This is a genomic window from Halomonas sp. SS10-MC5 (genome assembly GCF_015992245.1).
Classification (GTDB): Bacteria; Pseudomonadota; Gammaproteobacteria; order Pseudomonadales; family Halomonadaceae; genus Halomonas; species Halomonas sulfidoxydans.
Genome location: NZ_CP065435.1, coordinates 17,179 through 34,763 on the forward strand (window position 1 = coordinate 17,179; position 17,585 = coordinate 34,763).

Below are 17,585 nucleotides of genomic sequence, written 5' to 3' on the forward strand. Positions count from 1 at the left end.
AGGACGGGTCAGGCCTCGGCGTCGTAGCCGCGGCGAACGGCGGCCATGCCACCGGCGGCGCCGAACTTGGCCAGCGAGCGGCCAAGGCGCTCGAGGTTGGCCTCGCGCCAGGCGCCCGGTGCACGCAGCCTGCAGCGGTCGAGGTCGATCAGCCACACCTTGTCGTCATCGTCGACCAGAAGGTTGCGCGCGTTGAGATCGACGTGGTCGAGGCCGGCGTCGTGGAAGCGGCGTACGGTGGCGCCGACCCGTTCGAGCAGCGACGGCTCGATACCCTCCAAGTGCTCGGCCAGGGCGCGGGCGGCGCGAATGCGCACGGTGATCAGCGCCGCCGTATAGGTCGGCCCATCGCGGGTGACCCCGGCCGCCACCGGGCGTGGCACCGGCAGGCCACGGGCGTGAAGGTGCGCGGTGAGACGCAGCTCGCGGAAGGCGCGGGTGCGCTCGAGGCCCGTCCACAGGTAGCGGCTCTCGCTCACCCTGGCGACCAGCCCGCCGCGGCGATAGGGGCGCAGCACCCACTGCTCGCCCCCGGCGTCGAGAAACAGGCTGCTGCCGCGGCCGGGGGCGGCACCGATGACTCGGCCGGTGCGCTGCCAGTGGTCGGGCTCGAACAGCGCCGGGCCGATTTGTGGCGCCGACTCGGCGTCACATACACTGTCCGCATCATATAGAATGAAAACCTTTCCCGTCCGACATGTTGCCAAGTGCATGAAGCATCCTCTGCCTGCCCAACCGCGCCATATCGCCGTGCTGCGACTCTCCGCCCTCGGCGACGTGTGCAACCTGGTACCCACCGTGCGCGCGCTGCAGCGCCAGTGGCCCGACACTCGCATCACCTGGATCATCGGCAAGGCGGAACACAGTCTACTGGCTGGCCTGTCGGGGGTCGAATTCGTCGTCTACGACAAGGCTACGGGCCTGGCCGGCATGCGTCGGTTGTGGCGCGAGCTCGGCGACACTCGCTTCGACGTGTTGCTGCACATGCAGCAGGCGCTGCGGGCCAGCGTGCTCTCGCTGGGGCTCAAGGCCCAGGTGCGGGTGGGCTACGACAAGGCAAGGGCGAAGGATGCCCAGCACTGGTTCACCCACCGCCAGCTGGCGCCGCATCCGCGTGCCCACGTGCTGGAGTCGTTCCTCGACTTCGCCCGGCTGCTGGGCGTGAAGGACCTGTCGCTGGCGTGGGACCTGGCGGTGCCGCCCGAGGCCTTCGAGGAGGCCAGCGCCCTCACCGGCGATGCGGCCTACCTGCTGATGAGCCCCTGCGCCAACCCGCGGCTGCGCAATTTTCGCAACTGGTCGGCCGAGGGCTACGCCGCCGTCATCGAGCACGCCTGGGCCCAGTATGGTCTGAAGACGGTACTCACCGGCGGGGGCAGCACTCAGGAGCGGGAGATGGGCGAGCGCATCGCCACGCTGTCGCGCCCGGAGGCGGTGATCGACGCCATCGGCGCCACCTCGCTCAAGGGACTGCTGGCCCTGATCGGCCGTGCCCGGGTGGTGATCGCTCCCGACTCCGGGCCGGTGCACATGGCCAATGCCATGGGCACGCCGGTGGTGGGCCTGTTCGCCACCACCAACCCCGATCGCGCCGCCCCCTACCGGTGGCGCGACTTCGTGGTCAACCGCTATCCCGATGCCGTGCGGGCCTATCTGCATCGTGAGCCCGACGAGATCACCTGGGGCCAGCGTGTCCGCCACCCCGACGCCATGACGCTGATTCGCATCGACGACGTGGTCCAGCGGCTCGATGCGCTGCTGGCACGGCCGCCCGAACGCAAGGAAGAGGAACGACCCGATGAAGCTTGACCTGACCGCGCTGGAACAGGCGCACGTGCTGGTGGTGGGCGACGTGATGCTCGACCGTTACTGGCAGGGTGCCACGTCGCGCATCTCCCCGGAGGCCCCGGTGCCGGTGGTGCGGGTGGAAGAGTGCGAGGACCGCCCCGGCGGCGCGGCCAACGTGGCGCTCAACATCGCCTCGCTGGGCGCCCATGCCGCGCTCAGCGGCATGGTCGGCGACGACGACAATGCCCGCCGGCTGGTCGAGCGCATGCATGCCGCCGGTGTCGACACCTACTTCGAGAGCAGCCCCGGGATTCCCACCATCACCAAGCTGCGTGTGATGAGCCGCAACCAGCAGCTGATTCGCCTCGACTTCGAGGAGGGGCTCGAGGAGCTCGACACCCGTGGGCTGCTGGCACGGGTCGAGCAGGGGCTTCCCGACTGCGACCTGGTCATCCTGTCCGATTACGGCAAGGGGACCCTCAACCGGGTCGAGGAGCTGATCGCGCTGGTACGCGGCGCCGGCAAGCGGGTGCTGATCGACCCCAAGGGCAACGACTTCGGCAAGTACCGCGGTGCCAGCGTGATCACCCCCAATCTGGCCGAGTTCGAGGCCGTGGTCGGCCACTGTCGCAGCGACGACGAGCTGGCCGCCAAGGGCGCGGCGCTGTGCGCCGAGCTCGAGCTCGAGGCGCTGCTGATCACCCGTAGCGAGAAGGGCATGACCCTGGTGCGTGGCGACCATGAGCCGCTGCACCTGCCGACCCGGGCGCGCGAGGTGTTCGATGTCACCGGTGCCGGCGACACCGTGATCGGCGTGCTGGGGTTGGCGCTGGCGGCCGGGCACGGCTTCCCGGAGGCGATGACCCTGGCCAACCTGGCGGCCGGCCTGGTGGTGGCCAAGCCCGGCACCGCCACGCTGTCGATCGCCGAACTCTATACCGCGGTACATGGCGACAAGCTGGCCGAATTCGGCGTCATCGGCGAGGCGCCGCTGATCGAGGCGGTGCGCGCTGCCCAGCTGCGCGGCGAGCGGGTGGTGATGACCAACGGCTGCTTCGATATCCTTCACGCCGGCCACGTGGCCTACCTGGAGCATGCTCGTCAGCTCGGCGACCGACTGGTGGTCGCGGTCAACGACGATGCCTCCATCGGCCGGCTCAAGGGCCCCAGGCGCCCGATCAACCCGCTCGCCCGGCGCATGCAGGTGCTGGCCGGCCTCGGCGCGGTGGACTGGGTGGTACCGTTCAGCGAGGACACCCCCCAGCGCCTGATCGAGGCGGTGCTGCCCGACGTGCTGGTCAAGGGGGGGGACTACCGCGTGGAGGAGATCGCCGGCGGCGAGGCGGTGCGCGCCGCCGGGGGCGAGGTGAAGGTGCTGGGCTTCGAAGACGGCGTCTCCACCACCGCCATGATCGCTACCATCCTCGACCGCGAAAGCTGATGCCCGCGGTCTCCCGCCGCTGGCCGCGCTGGCTCTACTCGGCCGCGCTCTACCTGCTTTCGCCCCTGCTCTGGCGGCGGGTATGGCGTGAGCAGGCGCTCACCAACCTGCGCCGGGAGCGGCTCGGGCTGCTGCCGCGCCCGCCCGCCGGGGTGCCCCGGCTGTGGCTGCACTGCGCCTCGGTGGGCGAGGTGCAGGCCGCGCGTCCCTTGATCGAGGCGCTGCTGGCGACGTATCCGCAACATCATCTGGTGGTGACCACCATGACCGCGACCGGCGCCGAACGGGTGCACGCCCTGATCGCCTCTAGGCGCCGGGCTGGCCAGGCCGAACGCCTGCACCACGGCTTCGTCCCGCTCGACTTCCCTGGCGCCGCACGCCGCTTCGTCGCGCGGCTCTCGCCCGCGCTCGCCCTCTTCTTCGAGACCGAGATCTGGCCCAACCTGCTGGCAGCGTGCCAACGCCGCGGCGTACCCACGGCGGTGGTCAATGGCCGACTCTCGCCACGCGCCTACCGCAGCTATCGTCGAGTGCGGCCGCTGATGGCGGCCGCCCTGGGCCGCCTCGACTGGCTGGCCGCCAAGTCGCGCGGCGACGCCGAACGCTTCCGTGCGCTGGGCATGCCGACCACGCGCACCGACGTGGTGGGGTCGCTCAAGTACGACCTGACGCCCGACGATGCGTCATGCGAGGCGAGCAAACGCCTGTGCACACGCTTCGGCTCGCGTCCCGTGTGGGTCGCCGGCTCGACCCACGCCGGCGAGGAAGCGCTGCTGCTGGAGGCCCATGCCCGCCTGCGCCAGTCCTACCCCGATGCCCTGCTGATCCTGGTGCCGCGCCATCCGCAGCGCTTCGAGGCGGTGGCCGGGCTCGTCCAGGAGCGCGGCATGGGGCTGGCACGGCGCTCGCTCGAGGAGTGGCCCGATGGCCGTACCGCCGTCTACCTGGGCGATACCATGGGCGAGCTGCTGATGCTCTACGGCGCCGCCGACCTGGCCTTCGTCGGCGGCAGCCTGGTGCCGGTGGGGGGGCACAACCTGCTCGAGCCGGCGGCCATGGGCGTGCCGGTGCTGACCGGACCGGAGCTGGCCAATTTCGCCGACGTGGCCGAGACCCTGCGCCAAGGCGGTGCGCTGGTCGAGGTGAGTGGCAGCGACATGCTGGCCGACACCCTGGTCACCCTGTTCCTCGACGAGGCCGAGCGCCACCGCCTGGCCGAGGCGGGCCTGGCGGTGGTCGCGGCCAATCGCGGCGCGCTGGCGCGCACCCTGGCGGGGTTGCAGCGCCTGCTGCCCGGTGAGTGAGTGCCAACCCCGGCGTCAGGCCGGCGTCAGCCGCTCCACTCCCCGCTCGGTGCCGAGCAGCAGCACGTCGGCACCGCGCGCGGCGAACAGGCCGTTGGTGACCACCCCGACGATGGCATTGAGGCGTGCCTCCATGGCCACCGGGTCGTCGATCATGAAGTCGTAGCAGTCGATGATCTGGTTGCCGTTGTCGGTGACCACGCCCTCGCGATAGACCGGATCGGCGCCCAGCTTGACCAGCTCGCGTGCGACATAGGAGCGCGCCATGGGGATCACCTCCACCGGCAGCGGGAAGGCGCCGAGGCGCTCGACCTTCTTCGAACCATCGGCGATGCAGATGAAGCGTTCGGCGCAGGCGGCCACGATCTTCTCGCGGGTGAGGGCCGCACCGCCGCCCTTGATCATGTGTAAGTGAGCGTTCACTTCGTCCGCGCCGTCGATGTAAAAGGGCACCGTGCCCACGCTGTTGAGTTCGAACACCTCGATACCATGGCCGCGCAGGCGCTCGGCGCTGGCCTCGGAACTGGCCACGGCGCCCTGGAAGTGGTGGCGCAGCCGCGCCAGACGGTCGATGAACAGATTGGCGGTGGAGCCGGTGCCGATGCCGAGGATGGTGTCGCGCTCGAGCCGCGATTCGATCTCGGCGATGGCGGCGGCGGCCACGGCGTCCTTCAGTTCGTCCTGGGTCATGTCGTGCTCGCTGTCGATGGGTGGCGGATGCCGCGCCATTATAGGCCAGACGACGCCGCCTGCCGACGCGTTCGCTGGACGACGGGGCGACGGAGATGCTACCTATAGGGGTTCTCTGCAGTGCAGCAGGCGCTGCGCCCCTCTGCGCCACTTTTCCTTCCGGGACACCAGGATGCTCGAAGCTACCGTCAAGAAGATCCTCCAGGCTCACGTCTACGAGGCCGCACGTGAAACGCCGATCTCACCGGCTCCCTTCCTGTCGCGACGCTTCAACAACCAGATCCTGATCAAGCGCGAGGACCTGCAGCCGGTCTACTCGTTCAAGATTCGCGGCGCCTACAACAAGATGGCGCAGCTCTCCGAGGAGCAGAAGGCCAGGGGCGTGATCGCCGCCTCGGCCGGCAACCACGCCCAGGGGCTGGCCCTGGCGGCCAGGCAGATGGGCGTCAAGGCGGTCATCGTGATGCCGCGCATCACCCCCGAGATCAAGGTCCAGGCGGTACGTGCGCGAGGGGCCAGGGTGGTGCTCAAGGGCGATGCCTTCGCCGCCGCCGCCGAGCACGCCCAGGAGCTGATGGCCGAGCACGGCTATACCTACATCCCCCCCTTCGACGACATCGACGTCATCGCCGGCCAGGGCACCGTGGCCATGGAGATCCTGCGCCAGCATAGCGGCCCGCTGGATGCCATCTTCGTGCCGGTGGGCGGTGGCGGGCTGATCGCCGGCGTGGCGGCCTACGTCAAGTACCTGCGCCCCGACATCAAGGTGATCGGCGTCGAGGCCGAGGACAGCGCCTGTCTCAAGGCGGCACTCGCGGCCGGCAAGCGCGTGACCCTCGACCAGGTCGGGGTATTCGCCGAGGGCGTGGCGGTGGCGCAGATCGGCAAGGTGCCGTTCAAGATCATGCGCAACCTGGTCGACGACGTCATCACCGTCAATGCCGACGAGATGTGCGCGGCGGTCAAGGATATCTTCGACGACACCCGGGCGGTGTCGGAGACGTCGGGGGCGCTATCGCTGGCCGGGCTCAAGAAGTACGTCCAGCAGACCGGCGTCGAGGGCCAGACCCTGCTGTGCATCAACTCCGGCGCCAACACCAACTTCGACCGCCTGCAGCACATCGCCGAGCGTACCGAGCTCGGCGAGCAGCGCGAGGCGATCCTGGCCGTGACCATTCCCGAGCGGCCCGGCAGCTTCAAGAAGTTCTGCCGCACCATCGGCAAGCGCATGGTGACCGAATTCAACTACCGCTACGCCGACCCCGAGGAGGCGCATATCTTCGTCGGCGTGCAGGTCAAGCCGGGTGGCGAGGACCGGCTGTCGGTGATCGACAAGCTGCGCGAGGCGGGCTATCCGGTGGTCGACCTCACCGATAACGAACTGGCCAAGCTGCACATCCGCCATCTCGGCGGCGGGCGGCCCAAGCAGCACTTCGACGAGGAGGTCTATCGCTTCGAGTTCCCCGAGCGACCCGGCGCGCTGATGAACTTCCTCACCCACCTGCCCCAGGACTGGAACATCTCGCTGTTCCACTATCGCAACCACGGTGCCGCCTTCGGGCGCGTGCTGGTCGGCATGCAGTTGCCCAACGGCGATCGCGCCCACGTCGAGGAGTACTTCGACGAGATCGGCTACCGCTACTGGAAGGAGTCGGACAACGACGCCTATCGCCTATTCATGGCCTGAACGGCCGACGATTCGGTGGGTGAGCGTTGACTTACGCCAAAGCGCCGAATTGGCTTGGGTTTCATTTTGTAATCGCGCCTTGAAGCGGTTGTCATCAAACCGTTACAAGCCCTATAGTCGGCGCTGTCGCGGGCGACTGCGACGCCCTTCACATCATGGGAACGTCAGGGAGCAGGTAATAATGAAGCGTAAGCCCGATCTGGTCATGGCACTGGTGCTGGCGTTTGGCATTGGTGTGGTGGTCACCGGCTATGCCCAGGCGCTGACAGGCGGCTGAGTCGGCGGACAGTGCCATGAGTAGATGATCCCACAACCGGTCGGAGCCCTGCTTCGGCCGGTTTTTCATGGCGACTGGCAGCGCCGCTCAGGGGCGCACGACCCGCGCGTCGCTGACGATGGCGTCCAGCGGCACGTCCCACGGCGCCGTCGGCAGGCGATCCACCCGCTGGCAATCGTGGGCCAGACCGATCAGCGTGGGGCGTGGGCCGGGGCGCCGGGTGAAGGCGAGGCTGCGGTCGTAGAAGCCGCCGCCCATGCCCATGCGCTGGCCCTGGTCGTCGAAGCCCACCAGCGGCAGCAGGATCAGGTCCAGCGCCCAGGTCGCCCGCCGCCGGGCACGGTGGGCGCCATGGCGCGTTTGTGGCTCGGGGATGCCGAAGCGGTTGCGCCGCATGGGCGTGCCGGGATGGTAGTGGACGAACCACAGGCTATTGTCCGACAGCGGCTTGAGCACGGGCAGGTAGACGCGAACCCCGCGGCGGGACAGCCAGGGAATCAGCGGCCGGGGGTCGATCTCGCCATCGTTGGGCAGGTAGAGCGCCACGCGCCTGGCGCGTTGCACCTCGGGTAGCTGGCGCAGGCGTCGGCACAGGGTCAGGTCGGCTCGTCGGCGCTGGCGCGGGCTCAGCGCACGGCGGCGATGCCGCAGCGCCTGGCGCAGCTGGCGCCGGGAAGCGAAGTCTTCGCTGACGAGGGGGTCTTGCAGGGCATGCATGATACGGTGGAGTTCCCCAGAGTGCCGCTGTCGTTCTGGCCCTTGAACCCTTGGTTCAAGGTGGGTGGCCGCAGCCGAACCGTCAGGCTTTCCGACGCACGGACATGCACACGGGTCCGGCTAGCCGATGGCCGCCCTGGGTATTGCTCATAGGCTCGAGGGACTTCAACGACTGGCCAACACCCCAGGGAACACCTTTATCCTATCAGAGCTCACGGGCCGGTCCAACGTCATTCGGCAGGAGTTATGTTACCCGGCGCCGCCGCCGCCATGGCCTGCTCCAGACGTTCGCTCAACCGATCGAGCTGCTGCTCCTCGTGGCGCCGGGTATCCAGCACCTCGAGCAGTTCATGGGTGATGTTGAGCGCGGCCATGAGGGCCACGCGCTCGCTGCCGAGCAGGTTGTTCTGGGAGTGGATGCCCTGCATGGCCCGATCGAGATAGCGGGCGGCCCGCTCCAGCTTGCGCTCTTCGCCGGCGTTGCAGGCGAACACGTAGTGCCGGCCCAGCAGGGTCACCTGTGCGGTGGGGCGATTGGCGTCGTCGCTCATGGCGGGCTCCGGTGTCGGCTTGTCGGCCCGATGCGTTAACATCCGGTGGAACAAGACACATCAATTCAGCCATTCACTATAAGAGAGCCCTTCCCAGGCGGTCAACGCAGCGGAGGCGGCTCAGCGCCATTCGACAAGAGGTTTTCCGCAATGTCACCGATCGACGATCGTCCGGATTTCTCCACCCTGGCCGACCTCTTCCTCTCCCATGGCAGCATGCAGTCGCCGGCCTTTCTCGACGGCCGGCTATGCGCCGAGCTGGCGCTGCACGATCTCGGCGCCGAGGCCTGGCTGGAGGAGGTTTGCCAAGGTCTCGGCGTCGAGCAGCCACGTGATCGCGAGAGCGCCGAAGCGCTGCTGGCCTGGCGTCGCCAGACCCTGGAGGCGCTCGCCGACAGTGGCCTCAACTACGAACCGCTGCTGCCCGACGATCTCTTCTCTCTGGCCGAGCGTGCCCGCGGCCTGCAGGAGTGGACCCTCGGCTTCCTCGAGGTGATCGAGGCTGCCGGCGACGGGCCGCGGCAGGGCTGGTCGCAGGCGCTGCGCGAGGCGATCGACGACCTCGAGGCGCTGGGCGCCATGGAGACCGACCTCGAGGAGAGCGCCGAGAACGAGAACGATCTCTTCGCGCTGACCGAGCACGCCCGCATGGCGGCGATGCTGCTCTACACCGAGCAGCATCCGGGCCAGCCGCAGGTGGAGAACGGCGAGCCCACTCGCCACTAGGCCGAGAAAATCGGCTCTCCGATTCCCTTCCGTAGCCAGCAAGGAGCCAAGATGCTGCCCGATCCTCTTCCCCGCCCCGCCCCGATCGGCAACGACGAATATCGTGCCCGGCGCGCGGCGCTGATGCAGCGCCTGCCGGCGGACAGCGCCGTGCTGTTGCTCGGCGCTACCCTGACTACCCGCTCGCGCGACAGCGACTACCCCTTCCGCCAGAACAGCGATTTCCACTATCTCACCGGCTTTCCCGAGCCCGACGCCTTGCTGCTGCTGCTGCCGGGGCGCGGCGAGGGCGAAAGCGTGCTGTTCTGCCAGGATCGCGACCCCGCGCTGGAGGCCTGGACCGGTCGCCGGCTGGGGGCCGAAGGTGCCGTACGCGAGCACGGCGTCGACCAGGCCTTCGAGAACGTCGAGCGCGATGAGCGCCTGGAGACGCTGCTCGACGGCCGCCCTGCCCTCTACCTGCTGCTCGAGGACGGCGAGGCCATGGCGCTGGCCGATGACGTCCGCGGGCGCCTGGCGGCCAGGGCGCGCCGCGGCGCCCGGCCGCCGCAGAGCTACGTCGACCTGGCGCCGTTGCTGCACGAGCAGCGCCTGATCAAGAGCGAGAACGAGCTCGCGCTGATGCGGCATGCGGCGCAAATCTCGGCGCTGGCGCACCGACGTGCCATGCGTGCGGCGCGCCCCGGCCTGGCCGAATACCATCTGCAGGCCGAGCTGGAGCACGAGTTCCGCTGGCACGGCGGCAGCGGGCCGGCCTACGCCAGCATCGTGGGTGGCGGTGCCAACGCCTGTGTGCTGCACTACGTCGAGAATAACGCGCCGTTACATGACGGTGCGCTGGTGCTGATCGACGCCGGCGCGGAGTTCGACCTCTACGCCGGCGACATCACCCGCACCTTCCCGGTCGGCGGTCGCTTCGACGAAGCCCAGCGCGCGCTGTACGAGATGGTGCTGGCGGCGCAGGAGCGTGCCGTCGCGGCGGTTCGCCCCGGTGCGACCCTGACCGCGATCCACGACGGCGTGGTGCGCGACCTCACCGCGGGGTTGATTCGGCTTGGCCTGCTCGCCGGCGACGTCGAGGCGCGCATCGAGGACGAGAGCTACAAGCGCTTCTACCTGCACTCGACCTCGCACTGGCTGGGACTCGACGTCCACGACGTGGGGGAGTATCGCCTCGAGGGCCAGCCGCGGCCGCTGGCGCCGGGCATGGTCCTGACGGTGGAGCCCGGGCTGTACATCCCGGCCGACGAGGATATTCCCCGGCAGTTTCGCGGCATCGGCATTCGCATCGAGGACGATGTCGCGGTGACCGCCGAGGGGCACGAGGTATTGACCGCCGAGGTTCCCAAGCAGGTAGCGGAAATCGAGGCCTTGATGGCCAAGGATTGACCAGGGGGAGAGATAGCTTTCATGGAATTACGTAAATTACGTTACGCTATGGACGGCCGTCGCAGCGGCCTGGTGGCATGAACGTGCGGGTCGATCGCCAGGTGGATATCGCCATCGTCGGTGGCGGCCTGGTGGGGGCCAGCCTGGCCTGTGCCCTGGCGCCGCTGATCGAGCGCCGCGGCCTGTCGGTCGCGGTAATCGAGGCCGCGCCCCTCCTCGACAGCGCCGCGGCGCCCTGGCAGCCCAGCTTCGATGCGCGCGCCAGCGCCATCGCCCAGGGCTCGGCGGAGCGTTTCCGGGCCATGGGGCTGTGGCAGGCGATGGCCGAGCAGGCGTCGGCCATCCTGCGCATTCACGTCAGCGAACGGGGCCGGCTGGGCGTGACCCGCCTCACCGCCGCCGAGCTCGGTCAGCCGGCGCTGGGCTACGTCATCCCCAACGTCTGGATGGGGCGCGTCATGCACCGGCGCCTGGCCGAGCTGCCGATCGAGTGGCACTGCCCGGCCAGCGTGGAGACGATCGAGCCCGAGGCGGAAGGCTATCGACTCGCCCTCTCCGATGGCTGTACGCTGCGGGCCGGCCTGACGGTACTGGCCGACGGCGGCCGCTCGGGGCTCAAGGAGCAACTGGGCATCGCCAGCGACGCGGCGCCCTACGACCAGGTGGCGTTGATCGCCAACGTCGAGATGAGCCGGCCCCACGACGGTGTCGCCTACGAGCGCTTCACCCGCGAGGGGCCGATTGCGCTGCTGCCCCTGCCTGGGCAGCAGATGGCGCTGGTATGGACCCACCGCGCGGGGCGGGAGAAGGACCGGCTGGCGCTCGGCGACGGCGACTTCCTGGCCGAGCTGCAGCAGGCCTTCGGCGATCGCGCAGGCCGCTTCCGCCGCGTCGGCAGCCGCCACGCCTACCCGCTGACGCTGGTCACCGCGCGGGAAACCGTGCGGCCGGGGCTGGCGGTGCTGGGCAACGCCGCCCATTCGCTCCACCCCGTGGCCGGCCAAGGCTTCAATCTGGCGCTGCGCGGCGTGACCGACCTGGTGGCGGCGCTCGAACCGGCGCTGGCCGGCGGCGAGCCGCTCGGCAGCATGCTGGTGCTGCGCGACTTCGAGGCCAGGCGCATCGTCGACCGCCACCAGGTGATCCGCTTCAGCGATGGCCTGGTGCGCCTGTTCGGCATCGACAACGCCCTGCTGGCCCATGCCCGGGCGGCGGGGTTGGTGGGGCTCAACCTGCTCGGCCCGCTGCGCCGCGGCCTGGCTCGCCGGGCCATGGGGTTGGAGCGCTGAAGCGCCGCCGGGACGAGCGGCCGTGCCCCATCTCCGCGGGGGGCCGCAAACGAGAGAGGAAGCCATGACGGATACGGCGGGGCCGACAACGCGATACGACGTCATTGTGGTGGGGGGCGGCATGGTAGGCGCCGCGTTGGCGGCGCTGCTGGGCCAGGCGGGGGTCGCCGTGGCCCTGCTCGATCCGCGCCCTGCGCCGCTGGCGGCCGACGAGGTGGGCAGCGGCCTGCCGGCGATGCGCGTCAGCGCCCTGACGCCGGTGTCCCAGCGCCTGCTCGAGGGCCTGGGGGCCTGGCCGTGGATGGCGGCACGTCGGGTGACCCCCTATCGCTTCATGCAGGTGTGGGACGGTGAAGGCAGCGGCGAGGTGAGCTTCTCGGCGGAACAGGCCGGCGTGCCGCTGCTCGGTCACATCGTCGAGAACGACGTGATCCTGGCGGCGCTGGAGCGGCGCCTGGGCGCCTTGCCCTCGGTCTCCGTGCTGCTGGGCACGCGGGTGACCGGGCTGGGCGAAGGGAAGGCGGGGCGCGAGGTGGCGCTCGAGGACGGCCGCCGGCTGTCGGCGCCGCTGGTGGTGGCGGCCGATGGGGCGCGCTCGCCGCTGCGCGAGATGGCGGGCATTGCGGTCGAGGCTCGCGATACCGGTCATGTCGCGGTGGTGACCACGGTGCGCACCGAGCGCGAGCACGGCGGCGTGGCGCGGCAGGTGTTCCTGGCGTCGGGACCGCTGGCGTTCCTGCCGCTGACGGTCGCGGGCGATGCGCACTACTGTTCGATCGTCTGGTCGACCTCACCGGAAGAGGCCGCACGCTTGACCGCGCTCCCCCCCGTGGCGTTGGGAAGCGAGCTGGAGGCGGCCTTCGAGGCTCGCCTGGGCGCGGTGGAGGTGGTCGACCGGGCATTGGCGGTGCCCCTGACCCAGCGTCATGCCGAGCGCTACGTGCAGCCGGGTTTCGCGCTGGTGGGCGATGCGGCCCACAGCATCCACCCGCTGGCGGGCCAGGGTGTCAACCTGGGGCTGATGGACGTGGCCGTGCTGGCCGAGGAGCTCCTCGTCGCGCGTCGTCGTGGCATTCCCTTGGGCGAGCCGCGCATGCTCGAGCGCTACGCCCGCCGCCGACGCGGCGACAACGCCGCCATGCTGGCGCTGATGGACGGCTTCCGCCTGCTGTTCGGCACGCGCCACCCGCTGGCCACCCTGACGCGCAACCTCGGCCTCTCCGGCGTCGACCGGCTCACGCCGGTCAAGCGGCTGCTCATGCGCCAGGCGATCGGCGAGCGCGGCCGACTGCCGGCCTCCTGTCGCTGAGAGGTGTCCCGGCCCGAGTCTAGGGCCAGGACACGCTCTGCCTTAACGCGCGCGCCGTTCCAGGACGTTGAGGGCCTTGAGCAGGTTGAGCGCCTCGCCGAGCTGGTAGTCCTCGCGCAGCCGGGCGGACCTCTCGCTGGAGGTGCGCGGCTCGCCGCTCGAGCGCAGGTGGCCCTCCAGGTCGGCCTCGCGCAACTGGCGGCTGCCCTCGGCCACCTCGATGCGGCCGTGCACCACGGTCACGTCCGGTTCGATGCCGAGCGCCTGGATCGAGCGCCCGTTGGGCGTGTAGTACAGCGCCGTGGTCAGCTTCAGCCCTTCGCCGTTGCCCAGCGGCAGCACCTGCTGCACCGAACCCTTGCCGAAGCTCTCGGTGCCCATGATCACGCCGCGGCGCTGGTCCTGCAGCGCGCCGGCAACGATCTCGGCGGCGGAGGCGCTGCCGCCGTTGATCAGGACCACCAGCGGCACGTCGGGGGCCGCGGTCTCGCGGCTGGCGGAGAAGCGCATCTCGGTGTCCGGCAGGCGCCCTTCGGTGTAGACCACCAGGCCGCTGTCGAGGAAGGCATCGGCCACCGCCACGGCGGCCTGCAGGACGCCGCCGGGATTGTTGCGCAGATCGAGGATGAGGCCCTGCAGCGGTCCGTCACGCTCCATGCGACGAATGGCGTCGTTGACCTGGTCGCCGGTGCGGTTCTGGAACTGGCTGACGCGCAGGTAGCCGTAGCCCGCCTCCAGCATCTCGCTACGCACGCTCTCGGTGCGGATGATCTCTCGGGTCAGGGTGACCTCGATGGGGGCATCCTCGCCGCTGCGCTGCAGGGTCAGGTGGATCTCGCTGCCCGGCTCGCCGCGCATCAGGGTGACCGCCTCCTGCAGCGAGAGTCGCTCGGTGGGGGTGTCGTCGATCGCCAGGATGACGTCGCGTGCCTGCACCCCGGCCCGCGATGCGGGGGTGTCGTCGATCGGCGTGATGACGGTCAGGCGGCCCTCCTCGAGGCCCACTTCGATGCCGATGCCGCCGAATTCGCCCTCGGTGGATTCGCGCAGGCTCTGGAACTCGTCGCTGTCGAGATAGGCGGAGTGCGGGTCGAGCTCGCTGAGCATGCCGCGCATGGCGTTGCGCAGCAGGGTGCTGTCGTCGACCTCCTCCACGTAGGCGCGCTTGATGCGCTCGAACACCTCGGCGAAGGTCTGGATGTCCTCCAGCGGCAGCTCGTCCGCCGCCTCGGCCTGGGCATTGGCCGCGGAGGGCGCGAGGGGCAGCGCCAGCAGCGCCGTCGGCAGCAGCGCCGCCAGCAGGCGTCGTGGTGCGGGCAGTAGGCGGGCAAGGCGTGAGGACATGCGAACTCCGCTGTTGCGAGGCGAGGCTGTCCAGCATATCCCGTGGTCCGGGGCTTGTGAAATCTCTCTCGTCATCTTCGTGCGATCCATGCCTGGGGGTCGATGGGGTCGCCGTTGCGGCGAACCTCGAAGTAGAGCGCCGAGGTGGTATGGCCGCCACTGTTGCCTACCGTGCCGATGGCGTCGCCGCGCGAGACGGCCTCGCCGACCTCGACGCTGAAGTGCTGCAGGTGGGCGTAGAGGGTCATGATGTTGTCGCCATGGTCGAGGATCAACAGGTTGCCGAAGCCGCGCATCCAGTCGGAGAAGACCACGCGCCCGGCGTGAACGGCCTCGACGGGGGTGCCCTCGCGGGCCTCGATCAGGATGCCGTTGTAGTGCACGCCATCGTCTCGGCGGTAGCCCGAGGCGACGTTGCCCTGGACCGGCCAGGGCAGGTTGCCGCGGGTGCGCTCGATGGCGGTGGAGGGCGGCGGACGCTCGAGCCGGGCGAGCTCCTCGCGTACGCGCTCGAGCACCTGCTCCGCCTCGGTGCGGTCGCGATCGAGTCGCGCCAGGCGCGACTGCTCGTCGCTGTAGCGGGCATCCAGCTCGGCCACCAGGCGTTCGCGTTCGGCCATGCGCTCGGTCAGTTCGCTGCTGCGTGTGGCCAGCTCGTCGGCCAGGGCGTCCATTCGCTCGCCGCGCGCCTGCAGCTCGCGGCGGTTCTCGCTCAGCTCGACATCGAGCCGGGCGATCTCGTCGAGGCGCTCGTTGCGCGCCCGGGCCAGGTGGTTGAGATAGGTCTGCAGCCGGTCGAGCCGCGCCGGGTCGTCCTGGTTGAGCAGCAGCTTGAGCTGCGGGGTGAGTCCCAGGCGGTAGAGCGCGTCGAGCTGGACATCGAGCGCCTCGACCTGTTCGGCCCGCTCTTCCCGCAGTGCGTCGCGGGCGGACTCGAGTGCGGCGATCTCGTCGGCGAGGCGGCGCCGGTCGGCCTGGATGGCGTCCAGCCGACGGTGGGTTTCGGCCAGCGCGGTCTCCACCTCGCGCAGTTCACGGCTGGCCTCGTCCTGGGCCTGGCGCGTCTGGCCCAGGCGTCGGCTGAGCGCCTGGATTTCGCTGCCGATGGCATCGAGGCGCTCGCGCGCCTCGCGTTCGCTGGGCTGGGCTTGCGCACTGTCCCCGATCAGCCCCGGCAGCATGGCGAGAGCCACCAGCAGGGCTCTCGATGGGTGGCGCCACCAGGGCCGACTCATGGTTGCACGGGCTCGCAGGCGCTGGTCATGCCGGCTCGATCAGCACCCGGCCGGTCATCTCCTCGGGAATCGGCTGCTCCATCATCGTCAGCAGCGTCGGCGCGATGTCACACAGGCGGCCATCGTCGAGCAGCGTGACCGACTGCGGGCCGACGTAGATGAGCGGCACCTCGAAGGTGGTGTGGGCGGTCTGCGCCACGCCGGTGTCGGGGTTGACCATCTGCTCGGCGTTGCCGTGGTCGGCGGTGATCAGGCAGGCGCCGCCGGCACGCTCGATCGCCTCCACCACGCGGCCGACGCAGGCGTCCACCGCCTCGATGGCCTTGACCGCAGCGCCGAAGTCGCCGGTATGGCCGACCATGTCGCCGTTGGCGTAGTTGCAGACGATCAGGTCGTAGTGGCCCGAATCGATCGCCTCGACCAGGCGATCAGTGACCTCTTCGGCGCTCATCTCGGGTTTTTCGTCATAGGTCTTGACGTCCTGGGGCGAGGGCACCAGCACGCGGGTCTCACCCTCGAACTCGGCCTCGCGACCACCGGAGAAGAAGAAGGTGACGTGGGCGTACTTCTCGGTCTCGGCGATGCGCAGCTGGGTCAGGCCGCGCTTTTCCATCACCTCGCCCAGGGTGTTGTGCAGGTCGGCCGGCGGGAAGGCGGCCGGGGCGGGGATATCGGCGGCGTACTGGGTCAGGGTGACCAGGCTGCCGCCGGCAAGCCGCGGGCGCAGGCGACGCGAAAAGCCGTCGAAAGCATCCTCGACGAAGGCGCGGGTCAGCTCGCGGGCGCGGTCGGCGCGGAAGTTCATGAAGATGGCGGCGTCGCCGTCGGCGATGGCCGCCGGCCCCTCGCCGTTGCGCACCACGGTGGCGGTAACGAACTCGTCGTTCTCGCCGCGCTCGTAGGCGTCACGCAGGCCCTGTTCGGCGCTGGTGGCCTCGAATTCGCCGACGCCCTCGGTGAGCAGCCGGTAGGCCTTCTCGACGCGATCCCAGCGGTTGTCGCGGTCCATGGCGAAGTAGCGGCCCACGATCGAGGCGACGAAGCCGTTGTCGGCGCCGACCAGCTCGGCGAGGCGGGCGTTGGTGCGCTCGATGGAGGCCAGCGCGCTGCGCGGTGCGGTGTCGCGGCCGTCGAGGAAGCCATGCACGTAGATGCGCTGGGCGCCGCGCCGGGCGGCCAGCTCGGCCATGGCCAGGATGTGGTCCTCGTGGCTGTGCACGCCGCCGGGCGAGAGCAGGCCGAGCAGGTGTACGGCGTGGCCGGCAGCCACGGCGGCGTCGATGGCGTCGGTCAGCGCGGCGATGGTGTCGAGATCGCCGTCCTCGATGGCCTTGGAGATGCGAGTGAGCTCCTGGTACACCACCCGGCCAGCCCCAAGGTTCATGTGGCCGACCTCGGAGTTGCCCATCTGCCCCTCGGGCAGGCCGACGTACTTGCCGTCGGTGTGCAGCAGCGCATGGGGGTGCTCCTGCCACAGCCGGTCCATGTTCGGCGTGCGTGCCGCGGCCACGGCGTTGTCGGTGGGGTCGGGGTTGTGGCCATAGCCGTCGAGGATGATCAGGGCAACGGGGCGTGGGGCGATCTGGGGCGTCATGGGGGATGCGGGCCTCTTGAACGTGGTGGGCGCGACGTCGGCCGTCCGGGAGGCTGTCCGCGCCCTGTCCGGCGGTCTGGGAATGCCGCGGAGGCGGGCCTGGTATCGGCTGCGGGCCGCACGAGACAGGCGCCTGGACGACGGGGGTCGCGACTTGTATCGGCTTGCGGCATCATAACGCACGGCCAGGCGAGCGTCATGGTCCCGGCGCATCGCCGGCGGGTCATGCCGCGGGGGCTGCCGC

At 69.9% G+C, this 17,585-nt stretch carries 15 protein-coding genes and 1 other RNA gene; 8 read left to right on the top strand and 8 right to left on the bottom strand.

From position 1 onward, the window contains the following. Nucleotides 1-8 precede the first annotated feature (8 nt). Entirely contained in the window at nt 9-713 is a 705-nt protein-coding gene (locus I4484_RS00070) for a 3-deoxy-D-manno-octulosonic acid kinase (RefSeq protein WP_197449048.1), read from the bottom strand. Here I4484_RS00070 and I4484_RS00075 point away from each other — a divergent pair. The 3 genes from I4484_RS00075 to waaA are packed head-to-tail and all read left to right on the top strand — an operon-like array spanning nt 712 to nt 4,533. Continuing rightward, nucleotides 712-1,809, top strand: a complete 1,098-nt coding sequence (locus I4484_RS00075) for a glycosyltransferase family 9 protein (RefSeq protein ID WP_197449049.1) — start codon at nt 712-714, stop codon at nt 1,807-1,809. The genes I4484_RS00070 and I4484_RS00075 overlap by 2 nt on opposite strands. Continuing rightward, complete coding sequence (gene hldE, locus I4484_RS00080; RefSeq protein WP_197449050.1) at nt 1,799-3,229, top strand: bifunctional D-glycero-beta-D-manno-heptose-7-phosphate kinase/D-glycero-beta-D-manno-heptose 1-phosphate adenylyltransferase HldE; 1,431 nt, start codon at nt 1,799-1,801, stop codon at nt 3,227-3,229. The genes I4484_RS00075 and hldE overlap by 11 nt, the downstream gene beginning before the upstream one ends. Continuing rightward, nucleotides 3,229-4,533, top strand: coding sequence for a lipid IV(A) 3-deoxy-D-manno-octulosonic acid transferase (gene waaA, locus I4484_RS00085; RefSeq protein WP_197449051.1), 1,305 nt, complete (start codon nt 3,229-3,231; stop codon nt 4,531-4,533). Before hldE ends, waaA begins: the two co-directional genes overlap by 1 nt. 15 nt (nt 4,534-4,548) lie before the next feature. Here waaA and rpiA read toward each other — a convergent pair whose 3' ends face one another. Continuing rightward, nucleotides 4,549-5,223, bottom strand: a complete 675-nt coding sequence (gene rpiA / locus I4484_RS00090) for a ribose-5-phosphate isomerase RpiA (protein ID WP_197449052.1) — start codon at nt 5,221-5,223, stop codon at nt 4,549-4,551. Between the two features lie 172 nt (nt 5,224-5,395). Here rpiA and ilvA point away from each other — a divergent pair, with 172 nt between their 5' ends. After that, nucleotides 5,396-6,910, top strand: a complete 1,515-nt coding sequence (gene ilvA, locus I4484_RS00095) for a threonine ammonia-lyase, biosynthetic (protein WP_197449053.1) — start codon at nt 5,396-5,398, stop codon at nt 6,908-6,910. Nucleotides 6,911-7,274: 364 nt separating this feature from the next. Here the strand turns inward: ilvA and I4484_RS00100 are convergent, their stop codons facing one another. The 3 genes from I4484_RS00100 to I4484_RS00110 all read right to left on the bottom strand — a co-directional run bounded on the left by I4484_RS00100 (nt 7,275) and on the right by I4484_RS00110 (nt 8,455). Next, nucleotides 7,275-7,904 (bottom strand): 5-formyltetrahydrofolate cyclo-ligase, encoded by a 630-nt coding sequence (locus I4484_RS00100; RefSeq protein ID WP_197449054.1) that lies wholly within the window; start codon nt 7,902-7,904, stop codon nt 7,275-7,277. Between the two features lie 9 nt (nt 7,905-7,913). Further along, nucleotides 7,914-8,098: non-coding RNA, 6S RNA (ssrS, locus tag I4484_RS00105), on the bottom strand. A gap of 36 nt (nt 8,099-8,134) precedes the next feature. Continuing rightward, nucleotides 8,135-8,455, bottom strand: coding sequence for a cell division protein ZapA (locus I4484_RS00110; protein ID WP_197449055.1), 321 nt, complete (start codon nt 8,453-8,455; stop codon nt 8,135-8,137). Nucleotides 8,456-8,605: 150 nt separating this feature from the next. On the opposite strand from I4484_RS00110, the gene I4484_RS00115 reads away from it, so the two are divergent. From I4484_RS00115 to I4484_RS00130, 4 genes are all read left to right on the top strand, one after another. After that, on the top strand, nt 8,606-9,181 hold the full coding sequence (locus I4484_RS00115; RefSeq protein WP_197449056.1) for a UPF0149 family protein: 576 nt from the start codon (nt 8,606-8,608) through the stop codon (nt 9,179-9,181). Between the two features lie 51 nt (nt 9,182-9,232). Further along, nucleotides 9,233-10,570, top strand: coding sequence for a Xaa-Pro aminopeptidase (pepP, locus tag I4484_RS00120; protein ID WP_197449057.1), 1,338 nt, complete (start codon nt 9,233-9,235; stop codon nt 10,568-10,570). A gap of 77 nt (nt 10,571-10,647) precedes the next feature. Next, on the top strand, nt 10,648-11,859 hold the full coding sequence (gene ubiH, locus I4484_RS00125) for a 2-octaprenyl-6-methoxyphenyl hydroxylase (RefSeq protein WP_197449058.1): 1,212 nt from the start codon (nt 10,648-10,650) through the stop codon (nt 11,857-11,859). Nucleotides 11,860-11,923: 64 nt separating this feature from the next. Beyond that, complete coding sequence (locus I4484_RS00130; protein ID WP_197449059.1) at nt 11,924-13,168, top strand: UbiH/UbiF/VisC/COQ6 family ubiquinone biosynthesis hydroxylase; 1,245 nt, start codon at nt 11,924-11,926, stop codon at nt 13,166-13,168. 42 nt (nt 13,169-13,210) lie between these two features. On the opposite strand, the gene I4484_RS00135 is transcribed toward I4484_RS00130, so the two are convergent. The 3 genes from I4484_RS00135 to gpmI form a co-directional block, all read right to left on the bottom strand. After that, the gene (locus I4484_RS00135; protein WP_197449060.1) at nt 13,211-14,512 is read right to left on the bottom strand and encodes a S41 family peptidase; all 1,302 of its coding nucleotides are present in this window, start codon (nt 14,510-14,512) and stop codon (nt 13,211-13,213) included. Between the two features lie 71 nt (nt 14,513-14,583). After that, nucleotides 14,584-15,747, bottom strand: coding sequence for a murein hydrolase activator EnvC (locus I4484_RS00140; RefSeq protein WP_197449061.1), 1,164 nt, complete (start codon nt 15,745-15,747; stop codon nt 14,584-14,586). 25 nt (nt 15,748-15,772) lie between these two features. After that, nucleotides 15,773-17,341, bottom strand: coding sequence for a 2,3-bisphosphoglycerate-independent phosphoglycerate mutase (gene gpmI / locus I4484_RS00145; RefSeq protein ID WP_197449062.1), 1,569 nt, complete (start codon nt 17,339-17,341; stop codon nt 15,773-15,775). Nucleotides 17,342-17,585 lie beyond the last annotated feature (244 nt).